The sequence below is a fragment of the Mesorhizobium sp. M0019 genome, assembly GCF_040323975.1.
GTDB lineage: Bacteria > Pseudomonadota > Alphaproteobacteria > Rhizobiales > Rhizobiaceae > Mesorhizobium.
Genome location: NZ_JAMYVK010000044.1, coordinates 1 through 17,871, shown reverse-complemented (window position 1 = coordinate 17,871; position 17,871 = coordinate 1). Strand labels below are relative to the sequence as shown.

17 protein-coding genes and 2 pseudogenes are annotated in these 17,871 nt (G+C 63.0%); 10 read left to right on the top strand and 9 right to left on the bottom strand.

Going from position 1 to position 17,871, the window contains the following annotated elements:
• Positions 1-25: 25 nt before the first annotated feature.
• The 4 genes and pseudogenes from NKK47_RS26165 to NKK47_RS26150 all read left to right on the top strand — a co-directional run.
• Positions 26-625, top strand: a complete 600-nt coding sequence (locus tag NKK47_RS26165; RefSeq protein ID WP_352578787.1) for an NADPH-dependent F420 reductase — start codon at positions 26-28, stop codon at positions 623-625.
• Between the two features lie 3 nt (positions 626-628).
• A complete protein-coding gene (locus tag NKK47_RS26160; protein WP_352450990.1) occupies positions 629-1,135 on the top strand; it encodes an SRPBCC domain-containing protein in 507 nt (168 codons plus the stop codon).
• 34 nt (positions 1,136-1,169) lie between these two features.
• Complete coding sequence (locus NKK47_RS26155) at positions 1,170-1,982, top strand: SDR family NAD(P)-dependent oxidoreductase (RefSeq protein ID WP_352578786.1); 813 nt, start codon at positions 1,170-1,172, stop codon at positions 1,980-1,982.
• Between the two features lie 3 nt (positions 1,983-1,985).
• Positions 1,986-2,098, top strand: a pseudogene (locus NKK47_RS26150) (alpha/beta fold hydrolase); the annotation flags it as partial.
• A 906-nt stretch (positions 2,099-3,004) separates the two neighbouring features.
• Here the strand turns inward: NKK47_RS26150 and NKK47_RS26145 are convergent.
• Positions 3,005-3,868, bottom strand: a complete 864-nt coding sequence (locus tag NKK47_RS26145) for a class I SAM-dependent methyltransferase (protein ID WP_352578785.1) — start codon at positions 3,866-3,868, stop codon at positions 3,005-3,007.
• Positions 3,869-4,001: 133 nt separating this feature from the next.
• Positions 4,002-4,895 (bottom strand): NAD(P)/FAD-dependent oxidoreductase, encoded by an 894-nt coding sequence (locus NKK47_RS26140; protein WP_352578814.1) that lies wholly within the window; start codon positions 4,893-4,895, stop codon positions 4,002-4,004.
• 287 nt (positions 4,896-5,182) lie between these two features.
• Here NKK47_RS26140 and NKK47_RS26135 point away from each other — a divergent pair, with 287 nt between their 5' ends.
• Both NKK47_RS26135 and NKK47_RS26130 read left to right on the top strand, forming a co-directional pair.
• A complete protein-coding gene (locus NKK47_RS26135; protein ID WP_352578784.1) occupies positions 5,183-5,830 on the top strand; it encodes a TetR/AcrR family transcriptional regulator in 648 nt (215 codons plus the stop codon).
• Positions 5,826-6,052 (top strand): annotated as a pseudogene (locus NKK47_RS26130) (hypothetical protein); the annotation flags it as partial. The gene NKK47_RS26135 and the pseudogene NKK47_RS26130, both read left to right, overlap by 5 nt.
• 428 nt (positions 6,053-6,480) lie before the next feature.
• On the opposite strand, the gene guaA reads toward NKK47_RS26130, so the two are convergent.
• Together guaA and NKK47_RS26120 are read right to left on the bottom strand one after the other, a co-directional pair.
• Entirely contained in the window at positions 6,481-8,043 is a 1,563-nt protein-coding gene (guaA, locus tag NKK47_RS26125; RefSeq protein ID WP_352578783.1) for a glutamine-hydrolyzing GMP synthase, read from the bottom strand.
• A 55-nt stretch (positions 8,044-8,098) separates the two neighbouring features.
• Positions 8,099-8,632, bottom strand: a complete 534-nt coding sequence (locus NKK47_RS26120; protein WP_352578782.1) for a MarR family winged helix-turn-helix transcriptional regulator — start codon at positions 8,630-8,632, stop codon at positions 8,099-8,101.
• 70 nt (positions 8,633-8,702) lie between these two features.
• On the opposite strand from NKK47_RS26120, the gene NKK47_RS26115 reads away from it, so the two are divergent.
• On the top strand, positions 8,703-9,029 hold the full coding sequence (locus NKK47_RS26115) for a hypothetical protein (RefSeq protein ID WP_352457583.1): 327 nt from the start codon (positions 8,703-8,705) through the stop codon (positions 9,027-9,029).
• Here the strand turns inward: NKK47_RS26115 and NKK47_RS26110 are convergent.
• The 3 genes from NKK47_RS26110 to NKK47_RS26100 form a co-directional block, all read right to left on the bottom strand.
• Positions 9,001-9,675 carry a 5'-methylthioadenosine/S-adenosylhomocysteine nucleosidase gene (locus NKK47_RS26110; RefSeq protein WP_352578781.1) on the bottom strand — a complete coding sequence of 225 codons (675 nt, stop codon included), beginning with the start codon at positions 9,673-9,675 and terminating at the stop codon, positions 9,001-9,003. The genes NKK47_RS26115 and NKK47_RS26110 overlap by 29 nt on opposite strands.
• Before the next feature lie 27 nt (positions 9,676-9,702).
• Positions 9,703-10,161 carry a PaaI family thioesterase gene (locus NKK47_RS26105; protein WP_126103611.1) on the bottom strand — a complete coding sequence of 153 codons (459 nt, stop codon included), beginning with the start codon at positions 10,159-10,161 and terminating at the stop codon, positions 9,703-9,705.
• Between the two features lie 125 nt (positions 10,162-10,286).
• The gene (locus tag NKK47_RS26100) at positions 10,287-11,576 is read right to left on the bottom strand and encodes an RsmB/NOP family class I SAM-dependent RNA methyltransferase (protein WP_352578780.1); all 1,290 of its coding nucleotides are present in this window, start codon (positions 11,574-11,576) and stop codon (positions 10,287-10,289) included.
• A gap of 344 nt (positions 11,577-11,920) precedes the next feature.
• Here NKK47_RS26100 and NKK47_RS26095 point away from each other — a divergent pair, with 344 nt between their 5' ends.
• The gene (locus NKK47_RS26095; protein WP_023677138.1) at positions 11,921-12,598 is read left to right on the top strand and encodes an MIP/aquaporin family protein; all 678 of its coding nucleotides are present in this window, start codon (positions 11,921-11,923) and stop codon (positions 12,596-12,598) included.
• A gap of 79 nt (positions 12,599-12,677) precedes the next feature.
• Here NKK47_RS26095 and katG read toward each other — a convergent pair whose 3' ends face one another.
• Positions 12,678-14,876, bottom strand: a complete 2,199-nt coding sequence (gene katG, locus NKK47_RS26090) for a catalase/peroxidase HPI (RefSeq protein ID WP_352571593.1) — start codon at positions 14,874-14,876, stop codon at positions 12,678-12,680.
• A gap of 147 nt (positions 14,877-15,023) precedes the next feature.
• Here katG and NKK47_RS26085 point away from each other — a divergent pair, with 147 nt between their 5' ends.
• Positions 15,024-15,932 carry a hydrogen peroxide-inducible genes activator gene (locus tag NKK47_RS26085; protein WP_352457578.1) on the top strand — a complete coding sequence of 303 codons (909 nt, stop codon included), beginning with the start codon at positions 15,024-15,026 and terminating at the stop codon, positions 15,930-15,932.
• A gap of 72 nt (positions 15,933-16,004) precedes the next feature.
• On the opposite strand, the gene NKK47_RS26080 is transcribed toward NKK47_RS26085, so the two are convergent.
• A complete protein-coding gene (locus NKK47_RS26080; protein ID WP_352578779.1) occupies positions 16,005-16,607 on the bottom strand; it encodes a cupin domain-containing protein in 603 nt (200 codons plus the stop codon).
• Between the two features lie 414 nt (positions 16,608-17,021).
• Between NKK47_RS26080 and NKK47_RS26075 the strand changes: the two genes are divergently transcribed.
• Positions 17,022-17,663: a peroxiredoxin-like family protein gene (locus NKK47_RS26075; protein ID WP_352450977.1), complete on the top strand. Its 642-nt coding sequence runs from the start codon at positions 17,022-17,024 to the stop codon at positions 17,661-17,663.
• Positions 17,664-17,871: the final 208 nt, after the last annotated feature.

The window sequence follows — 17,871 nt, the reverse complement described above, 5'->3', positions numbered from 1 at the left end:
TACCAACACGGATCGGAGAAGCATTATGAGCTACGCAATTGTAGGATTCGGTAAGATAGGCCAGGCCCTCGCCCACGCCTTCGCCCGTAAAAACATCGACGTGGCCGTCGCGAGCCGCCGGCCGCCCGAGGCGTTGGCGCCGCAGGCTCGGGCGATTGGACCCACGGTCGTCGCCAAGTCGCTGCGGGATGCACTCGAGGCCGACACAATTATCTTGGCGGTCCCGTTCGGGGAGCATCGCGAGGTTGCGAAAGCCCTGCCGAGTTGGAAAGGCAAGACGGTCATCGACGCGATGAACGCGTTTCCAGTCCCTGAAGAGCTGGACGGCCTCCCGTCCTCCGCCTTCGTCGCGAAGGCGTTCACCGGCGCCAAGCTCGTCAAAGGGTTCAATCATCTGGTTGCGGCCACCCTGGCTGCCGATCCGATCGTCGAGGGCGGGCACCGTGTCGTCTTTCTGTCGAGCGACGACGAGGACGCGACCGCTCCCGTGGCGGCCTTGGCCAAACAACTCGGGTTCGCACCCGTCAAGCTGGGAAAGCTCAACGAGGGTGGCGCGCTGGTGCAGCCACGCGGCCGCACTTGGGGCCAGCTCATCTTCCAGGATTTGTTCAAGAAGGAGCAGTAATCGATGTACGACCATGTGACCTGGCCCGAGCGATATGATCCGAAAACGTCGGCCATCTACGCACTCAACGACATTGACGTGAAGGCGCCGCCTGAAGCGGTCTGGAAGCTGCTCGTCGAAGCCGAGAATTGGTCGAGCTACTTTCCCGCCGAGGATCAGGTCAAGATTCTGACGGGGGAGCCGGAACTGGCGCTCGGAACGCGATACAGCCGTGTGACGGTTGGATTTCCGATGAGTCTGGTCGTGACGGAATGCGAGCCCCTTCGCAGGCTCGCATGGGCGACGACAGTTGATGGCGACGAGACCGGCTCAAGCGCATACCATGGCTGGGTCATCACGCCTACAGACCATGGCTGCCATGTGCTGACCGAGGAAACGCAGCAGGGCCCCTTCTTCCTCGATGAGCTCGGGCGCAAACATCCCGGCGCACTCTACCGGTATCACCAAGACTGGGTCGAAAGCCTCGCCCACGCAGCGGAGGCGGAAACAGCGAAGACGACAGTGGATTGATTGCGCTTCCTATTTAATTTTGGAGATGAATGAGATGAATATCGAACTCAAAGGCCGCAAGGCCATCGTTACCGGATCCACCGCCGGTATCGGCCGCGCGACGGCGGAGGGGTTGGCGCGTGCCGGTGCATCGGTCGTCGTCAACGGCCGTGGAAACGCTCGGGTCGATGAGGCGGTGCGGCAGCTGCGGCAGGCCTTCCCCGGCAGCGACATCTCGGGTATCGCCGCTGATCTTGCGACAGCGGAGGGGGCAAAGGCCTTGATCGCGCATGCGCCGGACGCCGATATCCTTGTGAACAACGTCGGTACAGCACACATCCGGAGCTACAACGGCGTCGAGGATATCGCAAATATCCCCGATGAGGACTGGCTTGACCTCTTCCAGTTGAACGTAATGAGTGGCGTGCGCGCGAGCCGTCATTACCTGCCGCGGATGGTGGCGAAAGGCTGGGGCCGCGTCGTGTTCATAAGTAGCGAATCCGCAGTCAACATCCCTAAGGAAATGCTCGACTATGGCATGACCAAGACCGCTCAACTCGCGGTCTCACGCGGGCTTGCCGAGGCGGTCGCGGGCACGGGCGTCACCGTCAACGCCGTCCTGCCGGGACCTACCCGCTCTGAGATCCTGGGCAACTTCATGGCGAAACAGGCTGACGCAAATGGAATCACGCAGCACGAAGCCGAGCAGGGATTCCTGCAGGCGATGCGTCCGACGAGCCTCATCCACCGCTTCGCGACCACCGATGAGGTGGCCAACATGATCATCTACACATGCTCGGAGCAGGCTTCGGCGACCACCGGCGCGGCTTTGCGGGTGGATGGTGGCGTGGTCCGCTTCGTCGCGTAGCAGGACGACCAAATTGTTCCGTTCGCCAACTCGGGTCCGCTGTCGGCCAAGCTGCTGAAGCATGGCACGCTTAAGTCTACAGGGATCTGCCGCACGGCATGCGCACGATCCACGCATTGCGGGAGCACTCTGAAACTATGCGAGGCACGAGAACGTATTCAGCTACGGCGCCGTCCCCGCTGTGCTCGGCGGCCGTGCGCTCGTCTCGTTGGTCCCGCCCCGGGGCTTAGACCATGATACAAATCCACGGAACATGATGTCTATTGTCCGAGGAATTGGATCGGCGCTCCAATCCCAATCCAAAGCATGTGCTGTGGACGGCGCGGTGTATCGATCCCTTTGAGCCTCTCTACACATAATCGAAGGTCTATCGCCGACCTGCAAAACGGCTGCTTGTTCTTGCAGAATCGCCCGCGAACTATCGCTTCCTATCGTTGACCAACAATTTCCGAATATATCCGACAGTACTCCAACCTACTCTACCGTACGCCCCATCATTCCCACTCGATTGTTTTAAGTGATCGTAACGCATTGAATTCCCTGCACAAATTCTTTCTGCACGCAATGAAGAACCGTCTCCCCGATCCGTCAGAAATTTGCGCTCTTGAATTCAAAGGAGAATTTCGGCGATTCAAAATCTGCTCGGTTTCAGCGACTATCGGCATCGATTGGTCGATTTTCGACATTCTTTAGCTGTGCCTTCACGATCCCGTCGGCAAAAAGACCGTCACGGCTCGCAAGAGCCTGAACGACACGCAGTTCCTCTCATGCCTTGATCCGTCCCGGACTTACGCCTTGGCGGCGTTCTGTGCAGCCTCGAATACATCGCGTGCGGACGTCGTACCCGCTACGTGCTCCGTAAGCACGTGCACCAACGTTTTCGAGTGTCGTGCAAACGCTGTACCCCGCCATCAAAGCCTCTAGCTCGCTAATGGCGGCTTCCAAGCCAGAAGGGACATCAATCTGACCGGCCAAAGACGCCCCGCTCCACCGAGCGGGGGCGTCTCCCCTGTTAATCCCTGTCAGCTTGCCGGATTGCGTGCGATGACGATCCACGCCGCGCCGTCGATCATCACCGACCGCTCGCCGGGGAGGCCCGCGAAGGCGGCACGAACCGCGGCCGAGGCGCGGGCGCGGATGTCGTCGGGCTGATCAGCGAGAGCGCGCGACAGCGGGCCGACCTCGAGTGTCATCTCCACCGCGTCGTCGATCGCCGCGTCCCGCGTCCCCCCCTCGCCGAACGGGATGGAGGCATCGAATGGCGCGATAGCGACATCGGTGAAGCCAGCCGCCGTTAAAATACGCGCCACCCGCCCCTGGTCGCCAAACGAGAACGGGCCGGGCGCTTCGGGATCGGGCGGCGCCGTCGGCGGGACGATGCCCTTGATCGCGCCCATCGGCAAGCGCACCCAATCGTTCTCGGCCATGCCGCGCCAGCAGACGAAAGCGACCCGCGCGCCCGGCTTGAGCGCACGGCGCATATGAGCGAACGCCGCCGTAGGATCGTCAAAGAACATCACTCCGAAGCGCGAGAACAGGATGTCGAACGCGCCCTCGGGCAACGCGGTGCTGCTGGCGTCGGCCACCTGGAACAGGGCCGGCGTATCCTGCGGCGCTAGCGCGCGCGCTCTGCCGATCAGCGGTTCGGATATGTCCACGCCTAGCACATGGCCCCCCGCGCCGACGCGGGCGGCCAGATCCAGACTAGACGCCCCCGCGCCGCAGCCGACGTCCAGCACGCGTTCGCCCGTGGCGGGCGCGGCGGCTTCGATCGCGGCCTGGCCGAACACCGCCATCATGGCATCGAGCCGGGCCTGGTAAGCGACCCAGCGCTCCCCGCTTTGGCCATTCCAGTCGGCTACCTGATAAACATTTTTCTCTGCCATGCCATATCCTTGTTCTGATTCTTTCTTTGCTAGGCTCTCCCCTCAGGCGAGAGGGGGCCCGCGTTCCGTGACACCGGCCCGCAACCTTCTGAATTTGATAGCCCGCGGCAACCGGAGAAGGGAATCTGTGCTCTCAAACCAGCATCGACTGCTGGGCGAAGATGCCCGCCATCGCGCCGTGCGATGATGCCGTGGTGACCGAGGGCATGAGGGGGTTGGCAAGGTCGCCGGCGGCGTAGATGCCGGGCATGCTGGTTTCGCGGCGCTCGTCGACCTTGAGGGCGATGCCGAGGGGCGTATCGACCGTGGCGAGGCCCAGCGATTCATGCAGGATTGCGGACGGCTTGTTGCGCGGATGCGCGAACAGGATGTCGACCGCGACATTGGGGCCGGTATCGAGATTGACGGTGGCGAGATGGCCCCCGTGATGGGCGATCTCGGTGATCCGGCCATCGACGACAGGTATGTTACGACGCGCGAGATCGGCCCGGATATCGGGCGGAATGTCGTGACCATCGGCGAAGAGCGTCAACCTGTCGGTCCAATCGTGGAACAGCCTGACAGACTGGTGCGACTGCGGGCCGGACCAGACGAGGCCCCAATGCTGGCCGGCGACTTCAAAACCGTCGCAATAGGGGCAGGGCACGATGGACGTGCCCCAGCCTTCGGCAAAGCCCGGAACATCAGGCATCTGGTCGGCGACGCCATAGCTCAGGATCAGGCGGCGCGCCCCAAGGCTTTCGCCATCGCCAGTGAGGACGGAGAAATCGTCGACGGCGCCGGAGACGCTGTCGGCCCGGGCATTGACCAGCCTGATCGTGGGATAACGCGCCAGCTGCTGCCGCGCCTCGGCCAGGATGTCCAGCGGTGGCTTGTGATCGTGGCCGAGCAGACCATGCGAGTGGCCGGCGAAGCGGTTGCGCGGCAGGCCGGTATCGAGAACGGTGACCTTGCGGCGGGCACGGCCGAGCTGCAGGGCGCCGGCTAGACCGGCAAAGCTGCCGCCGATGATGATGACGTCATCCATGGTGATAAGCTCCGTGTTGTGGATGGAGGGGTTGGGCTGGGCCTGGCGCGAAATATCGTCCACCGATACGCGCTCGAGACGGTCAGCGAGCAGGGCTTCGGCATCGACGAGAATGTCGCCCATCACTGTGTTGACCGGCCGGACAATGCCGCATTCGATATCGCCGGGCGGCCCGGGGAAACTTGATTTGGAGGACAGGTTGAAACCTACCCGTTGGCTTGCACATTTCAGATACTGCATGGTATCGTAATGCAAGAATTATAATACTGTCAAGTACTGGAATTGTCGTGACCGAAAACAGCCAGGGCCGGCGCGGCCGGCCCGCCAACGAGGCGCTTGGCCAAACGATAGTCGACGCCGCGTGCGAACTCTTTGTGGAATTGGGTTTTCAAGCGACGACATTGGACAAGGTCGCCCAGCGGGCGAAGATATCCAAGCTCAGCATCTATCGGCACTTCGAGAACAAGGAGGCGCTGTTCAGCGCGGCCATCGCGGCCCGCTGCCATCAGTTTGCACCACAGGCCCTTTTTGAAGGCGTCGACGGTTCGGCCGAAGATCAGCTCATGACGGTGGGATCATCCCTGCTTCGCACGCTGTTGAGCCCGGACGTCCGCAGTGTCGAAGCCATGGTCATGGCCGACAAGACGAATCAAAAGTCGTTAAGCAAGCTCCATTACGAAGCTGGCCCCGCCCATGTCATCGCCCAAATCGAGGCCCTGTTGCGCCAGTTGCACGCGAAGGCGGTTCTGAATGTGCCCGATCCTCTCCGGTCTGCCCGCTTGTTTGCCGCGCTTTTCAAAGGATCCGATCTCCTGATTATCGCACGCTTCGATCAGGCGAGAGCAGAGGACGACAACGAAATCGAATCCTATTGCCGGTCGGCCGTCGCCATGTTCATCGCCGCGCACGGTGGCAACGACCAGGCGGGCGGATAAGCATTTGATTGCTCCGGGCAGCTGGCCGGGACCGTGGTCCAGGCGCTTCGTCATATTGGGCCGGCGCGCGCGGCCGAGCTTGCACAGATCGCGGCACCTCATCTTTCTCCCAACGATAAAAAGACGCTCGCATCTACCGCGGTCCAAGCTCCCGCCTGGATGCGGTCGACGCTTCTCTCCATCGCAGATCCGGCAGCAGTCGGGACAACATTTGATAGGTGATGCGACGGTGCCATCCGACGATATGCGATCGGGTCCGGAACATCGATCGGTACCGCAGCCAAAGCTGAAACTATGTATGTCGATAACTAAAGTACCGTCAGCGCGGAAATGTCATGCTACGGGGCATTTTCGTTATATATTTCAAAGCGTTGACACACAGAAAAGTACCGTCAAACCCTAAAAACGAATGACGGTACTTTTTAGAATGCTCTGTCGGATACGAAAAACACCGTCAAAAGTACCGTCAGAGTGATCTGCTACAAGCTGCGAGCCGCGCCAGGCGCTCCGATAAACTTAACGATTTCAATGACTTGATAGATTTGTCAATTCCATTGATAATGTACCCTGGCTAGCAGTCTGCCCTGCCCGCAAATCATTGTATTTTCTGCGAAATACTACGCTAGAGCCGCCTATCATCGCCGTTTCCCTCACTCCCACTCGATGGTGCCTGGCGGCTTGCTCGTCACGTCGTAGACCACGCGGTTGATGCCGCGTACCTCGTTGATGATGCGGGTGGCGGCTGCTCCCAGGAATGCCATGTCGTAATGGTAGAAGTCGGCCGTCATGCCGTCGACCGAGGTGACGGCGCGCAGCGCGCAGACGAACTCGTAGGTGCGGCCGTCGCCCATCACGCCGACGGTCTGCACCGGCAGCAGCACGGCGAAGGCCTGCCAGATGGCGTCGTAGAGTCCGGCCTTGCGGATCTCGTCGAGATAGATGGCGTCGGCCTCGCGCAGGATCTCCAGCTTTTCGCGGGTGATGCCGCCCGGACAGCGGATGGCGAGACCGGGACCGGGGAACGGATGCCGGCCAATGAAGCTGTCGGGCAGGCCGAGCTCCTTGCCGAGCGCCCTCACCTCGTCCTTGAACAATTCGCGCAGCGGCTCGACCAGCTGCATGTTCATGCGTTCGGGCAAGCCGCCGACATTGTGATGCGACTTGATGGTCACCGACGGGCCGCCGCTGAAAGAGACGCTTTCGATGACGTCGGGATAGAGGGTGCCTTGTGCCAGGAAATCGGCGCCGCCGAGCTTCTCGGCCTCCTCCTCGAACACTTCGATGAACAGCCGCCCGATAGTCTTGCGCTTCTTCTCGGGGTCCGACTCGCCCTCGAGCGCGCCGATGAAACGGTCCGCAGCGTCGACCAGGATCAGCGGCAGATTGTAATGCTGGCGAAACATCTCCACCACGCCTGATGCCTCGTCCTTGCGCATCAGACCGTGGTCGACAAGGATGCAGGTGAGCTGGTCGCCGACCGCCTCATGGATCAGCAAGGCCGCGACCGAGGAATCGACGCCGCCCGACAGCGCGCAGATCACCTTGCCCTTGCCGACCTGTTTGCGGATCGTCTCGACCGCGTGCTCGCGGTAGGCGCGCATCGTCCAGTCGCCTTCGATGCCGGCGATGTTGTGGACGAAGTTGCGGAGCAGCCTGGCGCCGTCCGGCGTATGCACCACTTCGGGGTGGAACATGAGGCCGTACATTTTGCGCTCGACATTGCCGAAGATGGCGAAGGGCGAGCCCTCCGATTTTCCGAGCACCTCGAACCCCTTCGGCAGGGAGATGACGCGATCGCCATGGCTCATCCACACCTGATGGCGCTGGCCGGGCGCCCACAGGCCCTCGAACAACGGGCTGTCCTCGGCGATCTCGACGAAGGCGCGGCCGAATTCGCGGTGGTCGGAGCTTTCGGCGACGCCGCCCATCTGCACGCACATCGCCATCTGGCCATAGCAGATGCCGAGCACCGGCACGCCGGCATCGAAGACGATCTGCGGCGCGCGCGGGCTGCCGATGTCGCCGGTCGAGGCCGGGCCGCCGGACAGGATCACCGCCTTCGGATCGATGCGCTTGAACGCCGCCTCGGCCGACTGGAAGGGCACGATCTCGGAAAAGACGCCGGCCTCGCGGATGCGGCGGGCGATCAGCTGGGTGAACTGGCTGCCGAAATCGACAATCAGGACGGTGTCGGGATGATTGGCTGTTTTCATGGCGAGCGTTTAGAGAAAGAAACGAGTCGGCGCAATGGGTTGTGAGGTCGCGCTTTCACTTCGATTCCGGTGTGTCGTCCTCAACGCCAGAGGCTTTGTCCAATGCATCAGTTTGCGTTGTATCGAGTGACCGCAATGCGCCCATCAGCGCCGCGAAACGCTCGTGACCAAGGCGGGCAACATAGCTCCGTTCGATCTGCAGCTTGATGCGGTCGCCATCGCGCAGGGCGTCCAGGCCCTTGCGGGTGTAGCGCACAAGCTTGCCGCGACCGTCTTGCGGATCGGGCAGACGCTGCAACACACCTTCCGTCTCCAGGCCATCGAGCAATTGCTGAATCGCCTGCTTTGAGATCGCCGAGCGCTCGATCAGCGCCGACTGGCGCATGCCGCCGCGCGGGATGTGTCCAAGCAGGCCGGCACGCGCTTCGGTGAACCAGTGATGCCCGGCAGCGCGCATCGCAGCGGCGAACTCGGTCTGCCAGGCGCGGCTCGCCTGCCACAGCCGCCAACCTATGTGATCCGGCAGCGTTTCAGGTTTTTCGTCAAGTCCCTTGACCAAATTCTTCTCGCCCGATACATAGTCAAGCATCTTGACTACTAGTTCACTCTAAGTGGCGATGCCGGTCAAGGCAATCGGCACTTCAATTCAGGAGGAAATCATGGCAGCACTTCAGAAGGAAACCCTTGCAATGCTCATTCCGGGCATGACCCACGTGTTGGAACGAAACGGCAAGGAGGCTTACGTCTATTTTGAAAGCGAGGGTGCCGCGCACATGCTGCTCGACGATGGCGAGGCGCGAAGCGGGCGCTGGCGGATGCTCGATGACGGTTATGTCGCCGACTGGGACACCGGCGCGACCGGACGCTGGACCCTCGATCACGAGCCCGGGTCAGTCACTTACATCAATCGCGACAACGCCGTTCGCTTCAGGATGATCGGCGTGCTGTTCGGCAACGCTAAGAACCTGCCGCCCCAACAAGCTTGAAGTCGATTGCGCCTGAGGCGATCGCCTGTTCCAGCAGTTGCACCGCCGCGGCCAGCTTCTCGTCGATGACGTGCAGATATTCGGTCCAGTCGCCAACGTGTCTCAGATCGGCCGCGCCGTCGGAAATGCCGCGCAGGCCGATAAGCGGCACGTCGAACAGCTGGCAGGCGCGCAGGCAGGCGAAGGTCTCCATATCGACCATATCGGCGGCGATCGCGTCGTAGGCGGCGCCGGTGACGATTGCCGCACCGGTCGACAGCGTCGCTTGCCTGATGCCAGGAACTCTGAACGGCAGCGGCGCGCTGACAGGCAGGTCGAGGAACGGCGTGGCGCCCTTCTCGAACCCCAGGGGCGAGGCATCCATGTCGCGGTAGGCGACTGAAACGGCCTGATAGATTTCCGTCTGCTCCAGCGTCCGGCTGCCCGCCGACCCGAGCGACACGACGAGATCCGGCAGCGCCTTCCCGGCGTGCAGCCGCGACAGTTCGGCGCCAAGCCCGACGCCGGCCTCGACCGGCCCGACGCCGGTCAGCAGCGGCGTGAACAGCCGCTGCAGGTGTGGACCGTATTCGGCTTCGGCAGCCATGACGAAGAGAACGGATCTGCCGGAGATCAGGGTGAGCTCACCAGGTGTCTTGCCGGCCATGATCGTCCATCCTCCCCTGCCCGCTCCTCAGCCCTCGATGCCGTCGCGGCCGACCACCGTCATCATCGTTCCGGTCATCGTGGCGATCAGCTTGGCCTCGCCATCGACGGCGAACGCATAGGCCTGACCGTCGGCGACGATGATGGTGCGGCCAGGCTTGGTCACCGAGCCGCGGAACAGGAAGCGCTCGCCCCTGCCGGGCGCCAGCAGATTGACCTTGAACTCGATGGTCAGCACGCCGGAATTTTCCGGCATCAGCGAGAATGCCGCATAACCGCAGGCCGAGTCGAGAGCCGTCGAAATGACGCCGGCATGGAGAAAGCCATGCTGCTGCGTCAGAGCCGCCGAATAGGGCATTTCGATCTCGATGATGCCGGGCGTCACCAGCGTCAGCTCGGCGCCAATGGTCATCATCGCGTTCTGGCGAGCAAAGGACGTCCTGACGCGGTCCTCATAATCGGGAGCAGGAACGATCTTTGCTGCCATGGCCGTCGCCCTTCGTTTCTCGACAAATCTTATTGCAAAGGCATTTATCGCAGAGGGGTGGGCGGCAGGCAATCGCAAATGCTGCACTGCAGCATTCGGCTTAGCCCTGTATCGATGGCAACGATTCAGCCGGCCCGCCGCAGCGCGCAGAAGCAAAAGCCGTCGGTGCCGCTCAGCATTGGCGACAGCGAAATGCCGCCCGCAGCGCCTATGCGCACTGCCGCTTCGTGGCCCGCAAAACGGCTGTCCCAAAGCTGGCGGTGATCGAGCGGGACAAAGCCGGGATGGCGATCCCGGAAGGCCGAAACCTGGTCGCCATTTTCCTCGTCGAACACCGAACAGGTGATGTAGACCAGCAGGCCGCCGGGTTTGACGAAGTCTCTGGCGGCATCGAGGATCGTCTCCTGCTCGCCCTTGCGGGCGTCGAGCTGCCTCTGCGTCAGCCGCCATTTGGCATCCGGCCGGCGCCGCCAGGTGCCGCTGCCGGTGCAGGGCGCATCGATCAGGACGATATCCATATGCTTGCCGAGCGGCGCGAGCTCGGCCGGCTTGGTGACGATCTGCACATTGCGGTTTTCCGAGCGGCGGATGCGGTCGAAGATCGGCGCCAGTCTTGCCTTCTCCGCATCATGGGCGAAGATCTGGCCGCGATTGTCCATCGCCGCGGACAGCGCCAGCGTCTTGCCGCCGGCGCCGGCGCAAAAGTCGAGCACCTGCATTCCAGGCTCGGCGCCGGCCAGTTCGGCCGCAATCTGGGAACCCTCGTCCTGAACCTCGAACCAGCCTTTCTGGAAGGCCGGCTCGGCCTGCACGTTCGGGTGCCTGCCGTCGCCTTCGATCGGCGGGATGCGGATGCCGTGCGGCGCGATACGGGCAGGCTTGGCGCCGGTCTCCGCCAGTTCCGCCAGCACCTTGCCGCGATCGGCCTTCAGCGTGTTGACCCTGAGGTCGAGCGGCGGGCGAGTGCCAAGAGCGGCACCCTCTTCCACCCAGGCCGTGCCGAACGCCCGTTCGAACAGCGGCATGCACCAGTCGGGGATGTCTGCCCTGACAGCCGGCGGCGCATCGGCAAGCCGGCGAGCCGCAAGCGTTGTCAGTTCGTCGGCGGTAAGCAGCGGCGGCGCGAACTTGTCGCCCTCGAGCGCCTCGTTCAGCGACTGCGCCGTCTGGCCCCATTCGAGCAGCAGCGCGCCGAAGCCGATGGCGCGCGGCGTGTCCTCGCCCAACAGCCAGCCGGCCGAGCGCTTGCGGCGCAGCGCGTCATAGACGATGTTGCCGATCGCGGCGCGGTCGCCGCCACCGGCGAAGCGGTGCGACAGGCCCCAGTCCTTCAGCGCATCGGCCACCGGCCGGTGACGCCGGCCAATGTCGTCAAGCACTTCGATGGCTGCCGCCAGCCGCCCGCCCAGTCTCATTGTCGTCTTCCATTACTCAGCAAATTAATTCCGGCCCTGCTCTTAGAGCTTTTCGTGCCCTGATTGAAACAGTTCTGTTTCGCCGACGGCGAGACGATCCATGCAAGGGGTAACGAATGTGGGTTGGTGCATCGCGAGCCGCCGCCACCAAGCGGGCGCCGGCATGCGGTACGAAACAATTCGATCAATATATTACATGTTTCTAATGTGCGTGTCTGGTGCTCACAAGCATAGCGGCTTGCGCAACTGCTCTGCTTTGCAAGTTTTCCGGTTGCGAATACTCTTTGCGCGGTGATTCGCGTCGCAGAAAAAGCGGAGCCGCGGGTCGATACGAGGAGAGGGCAATGAAAACTTATCTGGCGGAAGTTCTAGGCACGTTTCTATTGGTGTTCATCGGCACGGCTTCGGTGGTGACGGGCGGCTTCGGCGGCGCGCTGCCGCTCGGCCAGGAAGGTATCGGTCTGGCGTTCGGCATCGGCCTGATAGCGGCCGCTTACGCGATCGGCCCGATTTCGGGCGCGCATCTCAATCCGGCGGTGACGCTCGGTGTGTTCCTCGCCGGGCGGATGCCGGCCAGGGATGTCATTCCCTATTGGATCGCGCAGGTCATCGGCGCCATCATCGCGTCGCTGGCACTGTGGATCATCGTCTCCGGACAGGTGGGCGGCCACACCGGCGGCTTCGGCGCCAATGGCTGGGATGTGACGAAATGGGGCGTCAGCTCGGCCTTCCTGTGGGAGCTGATCGGCACCTTCACCTTCGTCACGGTGATCCTCGGCGTCACCAACGCCAAGCACACCACGGCCTTCGCCGGCCTGGTCATCGGCCTGACGCTGGCCGGACTACACTTCGCCATCATTCCGGTGACCGGCACATCGCTCAACCCGGCCCGTTCGATCGGACCGGCGCTGTTTTCGGGAACTGCGGCGATCGGCCAGCTCTGGCTGTTCATCGTCGCGCCGCTGATCGGCGGCGCCATTGCCGGCGTGGTCGCCAAGGCCGGTATCTTCGAGAAAGACTGACTTTTCGGAAGCCCAACGAAAAAGGCGCGGGTCGAGACCCGCGCCCTTTTTGTTGCGTCGAGAAATTCGTATGCCCGGATCAGGCCGCGAGGTCAAAACGGTCGGCGTTCATCACCTTGGTCCAGGCGGCGGCGAAATCCCTGACGAACTTCTGCCCGGCGTCGGCCGATCCGTAGACCTCGGCAAGCGCACGCAATTGCGCGTGCGAGCCGAAGATCAGGTCGGCGCGGGTGCCGGTCCACTTGACCGCCCTGGTCTTGCGGTCGCGTGCTTCGTAGACTTCATCGGACCCGGCGGCCGGATCCCAGACCGTGTTCATGGAGAGCAGATTGACGAAGAAATCGTTGGTCAACGTGCCCGGCCTGTCGGTGAACACCCCGTGCTTCGACTGACCGCTGTTGGCGCCGAGCACCCGCAACCCGCCGACGAGCACCGTCATCTCCGGCGCCGTCAAGGTCAGCAGCTGCGCCCGGTCGACCAGCATCGCTTCGACCGACATCGGCGGCTTACCCCTGACATAATTGCGGAAGCCATCGACTTTCGGCTCGAGCGCGGCGAAGGACTGGACGTCGGTCTGTTCCTGTGAAGCGTCCATGCGGCCCGGCGTGAACGGCACCCCCACGTCATGGCCGCCGTCCTTGGCCGCCTTCTCGACCGCGGCGACGCCGCCGAGAACGATCAGGTCGGCAAGCGAGATCTTCTTGCCGCCGGACTGCGAGTTATTGAAGCCCTTCTGGATGCCTTCGAGTGTCTCGAGCACCTTGGCCAGCTGCGCCGGCTGGTTGACCTCCCAATCCTTCTGCGGCGCCAGGCGGATGCGGGCGCCGTTGGCGCCGCCGCGCTTGTCGGAGCCGCGGAAAGTCGAGGCCGAGGCCCAGGCGGTCGAGACCAGTTCGGAAACGGACAGGCCGGAGGCCAGGATCTTCGCCTTCAGCGAGGCGATGTCCTGTTCGCTGACCAGCTCGTGGTCGATTGCCGGTATCGGGTCCTGCCAGATCAGCTCTTCCTTCGGCACGAGCGGCCCGAGATAGCGGACGGCCGGACCCATGTCGCGATGGGTCAGCTTGAACCAGGCGCGGGCAAAGGCATCGGCGAACTGATCAGGATTCTGATGGAACCGCCGCGAGATCTTCTCGTAGGCCGGGTCGACGCGTAGCGCGAGGTCGGTGGTCAGCATCGCCGGCGCGCGGCGCTTCGAGGGATCGTGCGCGTCCGGCACGGTGCCTGCACCGGCGCCGCCCTTCGGCGTCCACTGATGGGCGCCGGCCGGGCTCTTGGTCAGCTCCCATTCGTAGTTGAACAGATTGTCGAAGAAGTTGTTGCTCCATTTGGTCGGCGTCGTGGTCCAGGTCACCTCGAGGCCCGAGGTGATGGCGTCGCCGGCAATGCCGGTGGCATGCTTGCTCGACCAGCCGAGGCCCTGCGCCTCGATGCCGGCGCCTTCCGGCTCCGCCCCGACCAGCGATGCATCACCGGCGCCGTGCGTCTTGCCGAAGGTGTGACCGCCGGCGATGAGCGCCACGGTTTCCTCGTCGTTCATGGCCATGCGAGCGAAGGTCTCGCGAATGTCGCGCGCCGCGGCCAATGGATCGGGCGTGCCGTTCGGCCCTTCCGGATTGACGTAGATCAGCCCCATCTGCACGGCGCCGAGATGGCCGTGAAGTTCGCGGTCGCCGGAATAGCGCTCGTCGGCGAGCCATTTGGTTTCCGATCCCCAGTCGACGTCCTGCTCCGGCTCCCAGACATCGGCGCGGCCGCCGGCGAAGCCGAAGGTCTTGAAGCCCATCGATTCCAGCGCGACGTTGCCGGTGAGGATCAACAGGTCGGCCCAGGAGATTTTCCTGCCGTATTTCTGCTTGACCGGCCACAGCAGCCGGCGCGCCTTGTCGAGATTGGCATTGTCCGGCCAGCTGTTGAGCGGCGCGAAACGCTGCTGGCCGGCGCCGGCGCCGCCACGGCCGTCGCCGATGCGATAGGTACCGGCGCTGTGCCAGGCCATGCGGATGAAGAGCGGGCCGTAATGGCCGAAATCGGCCGGCCACCAATCCTGCGAATCGGTCATCACCTGGTGCAGATCCCTGATCACCGCATCGAGATCGAGGCTCTTGAATTCCTTGGCGTAGTCGAAGTCCTCGTCCATCGGGTCCGAGAGGCTGGACTGCTGGTGGAGGACGCCAAGGTCGAGCTGGTTTGGCCACCAGTCGCGGTTGGTCCTGCTGGCCGATCCATGTGGGACCGGGCATTTGCCGGCGCTGTTGTCGTCGGTTTTCGCGTCCATCTTTGCCTCCGATTTGTTGATTTTCCGGGATTTTGTTGATTTTCCGGGCAGGGCCAGCGGCCGCGCCATCTTGGAATGGTTCCAGACTAGCCCGCCCAGCCGATAAAGACAAATTGCCTTTGCTGTTTATTCTGATAGGTTTTCCTTATGATCGGTTTGACCGTCCGGCAGATGCATTATTTCGAGGCGCTGGCGCAGACGCTGCATTTCGGCCGTGCCGCAAAACTCGCCGGCGTCAGCCAGCCGGCGCTGTCTTCGCAGATCGCCGAGATGGAGCTGCGGCTGAATTGCCGTCTGTTCGAGCGCGGCGGCAAGGTGGTGCGGATGACCGACGAGGCGCAGGTCCTGCTGCCGCGCATCGAGCGCATTCTTGCCGACGTCCGCGACGTCGAGGCGACGGCCCGGCGCGGCCGCCCGGCGCTGGAAGGCCGCTTCCGGCTCGGCATCATCCCGACGGTGGCGCCCTATCTCCTGCCGCATGTGCTGCCGGAGCTGAAACAGCATTTCCCGGCCTTGCAGCTGGAACTGCGCGAAGCCGTGACCGCCTCGCTGGTCGAGGACACCAGTTCGGGAAAGCTCGACGCCTTCGTCGCGGCGCTGCCCCTCGATTACCCGGGCCTGGTTACCGAGGAACTTTTCTCCGACCGGTTCTTCCTGGCCGTGCCGGCCGGCGATCCCGCCTTCGCCTCGCCGCCGGTGCCGCCGGAGAGCCCGGCGCTGGAGCGGCTGATGCTGCTCGAGGAAGGCCACTGCCTGCGCGAACAGGCGCTCGCAGTCTGCGGCAGCGTGCGGCCGGTGGCGATGGCAAGCTATGGCGCGACCAGCCTGACGACGCTCTTACAGATGGTGGCACATGGGCTCGGCGTCACGCTCATCCCCGAGATGGCGGCGGGGCCAGCCAGCACTATCCCCGATTTGAAGATCGTGCCGTTCCAGGAACCGATGCCGCAGCGTACGATCTGCCTCGCCTGGCGGCGCAACAAGGTTCGCCACGACGAATGCGTCGAACTGGCCAAGATCATCCGCGGGCTGGACGCGGCAGTGCTGGCGGCGTGAGCGGCTGAGGTTGGTCAAGGATCCGGTTTTAGCCCCGAAGCGAACCCGCAAGCGCCTTCGAGAGGAACGACTTCAATCCTTTTCCCAGGCTGCGAGCAACGGGCCTTTGCTTCCATAGACAGGGTCCTTGCGCGGACGGCCGACCCTGGGGATCGTGACGACCGCCTTGGCATGGTCGGCGGCGGTCGTACACAGGTCATAGGTGCCGGATGGAGGATAGGCGCCGACGACCAGAAAATCGTCGGACGCGGAAATGCGTTGGTGCCCGGTGCCGGCCGGAAGCACCGCGACGTCGCCGGCTTTCAGCGACAGCGTTCGTCCCTTGTTGCCGCCAAACCGGACCTTGGCCGTGCCGCGCGCGACGCCCAGCACCTCGTGGATCCGCGAATGGTAGTGGACGTAATCATAGATGCCGTTGCGCCAGCTATCGCCCCAGCCATTTGCTCCGAAAAGCGCCTCCATGACCGCCGCCGGATCGAAGTCCTCGGGCAGCGTCACGGCGCCGCGATAGACGACAAGCGGCCAGAACGGATGGTTGGGCACCAGGCCATCATCCCCAAACCGAAACGTATTCGGTTTACTCGGCCTGACTAGATCGGCGACCTCTCGCCTGCCCGGCCTGGCGACGCCGGTGACCTGCTCGACGGCTTTCTTCGTGGTTTGCAGAATGCTCATGGTGCGGCCTTGCGTTGGTGGTGGCTTCATGCCGACTTAACCGGCTGCACGGCGCTCGGTTCCGCTGAGGGCAGAGATCTGCGATCTGTGCGGTCGGCATTTGACGTCCGGGCACATCGAAGCCGCCCAAGTTTCAAGGCTTGAACACCGCAAGCATGTGAAGATCCAGTCGGTCCCGCCGCTGTGTCGTCCCATGGCACGGATGAGACGATACACTGTTTACCACAGCGCTCGCGACGGCTCGCGAAACGGGCGACCCGCAGAGGCTTTTTCGTGTTATGATGCACCTGCAACGCGCGTAATCTCGACCTCGGCAATATGGCAAAGGTCGAAAGCAATTTTTGCCCTGGCGTCGCCCAGCACGGACTCAACTCCTGATGACTGGGTGTGCTTACCCGGGCGAGGAGGTTGTCCATGTCCGCGAGTAATGTCGAACGCCCGCTGCAGCCGGGCGACCGGGCGCCGAATATTATTCTCGATGCGATCTCCCGCGAAGGCAAAATCGCGCTCACTGATTTTCGAGGTCGTAGCCCATTGTTGATCGGCTTGTTTCGAGGCCTGCACTGTGCGTTCTGCCGGCGCAATGTCGCGGCAATGGCGCAACTCAAGCCGGCTCTGGCTGAGAAAGGCGTCGAATGCCTGGCGGTCGTCAATACGCCGGTAGAGCGGGCACGGCTCTATTTCCGTTACCATCCGACACCCGATCTTCTCGCCGCGTCCGACCCGGAGCGGGCCTCGCACCGTGCTTTCGGCTTGCGCGAGATCGGGATGGACAAGGTCATGGGGATCCGTATCGATCTCCCGGGTGAGTTGCCCGAGCCTATGGACCCCATCGCCATAAACGAGTTGCTCAACAAGAAGGAGGGGTATGAGATTACGGAAGCCGATCAGCAGATGATGGCTTCCGCTAAGGAGCTGCTGGTTGGTCAGTTTCTCATCGACCGAGGGGGCATTGTACGCTGGAGCTTCACTGAAGTTCTGGAGGCTGGCCTCAATACCCCCAAGGCGCCGAATCCGGAGGAATTGATGTCAGCGGCTTCCCAAGTTGCACATTAATGGGCTGCGGAAATAGGCGGCTGACAACTCGCTCGACGACCGCGCCCTTCCCGCTCACTACCGGGGAAAGGCCGTTCTGGGTCAAAACCTGAAGATCGTGGATGACCGCTTCGCGCCCAATGCACGACCCGCTTCGCGGGAGGGTCGCCTGGTTCTGAGATGACGCGTATTCATAGGCCTTGAGCAGGTAAAGCCTGCGATCCGACCA